At 61.8% G+C, this 553-nt stretch carries 1 protein-coding gene; it reads left to right on the plus strand.

Annotated features, from left to right (window positions below; all coding sequences use genetic code 11):
• Window positions 1–553, plus strand: a 553-nt coding sequence (locus ACFQPB_RS23900) for an IS3 family transposase (protein WP_382228953.1), incomplete at both ends; no start/stop codon positions are given.

Raw genomic sequence — 553 nt, forward strand, 5'->3', positions numbered from 1 at the left:
GCCACGCATGCACAAGGAGTTGCTGGCGCGGGGCATTCGGGTGGGCAAAGACAGGGTGCGCAAGCTGATGAAACAGCACGGCATCAAGGCCAAGACCAAACGCAAGTTCGTGGTGACCACCGACAGCAGGCACAGTTTGCCGGTGGCGCCCGATATGGTGCAGCGGCGCTTCAACCCCGAGGCGCCCAACCAGCTCTGGAGTGGCGACATCACCTACATCGCCACCGACGAGGGCTGGCTGTACCTGGCTGCTGTCATCGACCTGTTTGGCCGCCAGGTGGTGGGCTGGAGCTTGCAACCCCACATGCAAGCCAGCCTGGTCAAGGACGCATTGGCCATGGCGTGGTGGCGTCGGCGGCCTGCGGCTGGCTTGATATTCCACAGCGACAGGGGCAGTCAATATTGCAGCGGGGAGTTCCAGGCCACTTTGAGAGCCTGGGGCATGCGCTCATCGATGAGCAGAAAGGGAAACTGCTGGGACAATGCGCCAACGGAGAGCTTCTGGGGTCGGCTGAAAACGGCCAGTGTGCATGGTCAAAAATTCGCCACCCGA

Origin of the sequence: Hydrogenophaga atypica (genome assembly GCF_042665215.1) — a bacterium.
Taxonomy (GTDB): Bacteria; Pseudomonadota; Gammaproteobacteria; order Burkholderiales; family Burkholderiaceae_C; genus Hydrogenophaga; species Hydrogenophaga defluvii_A.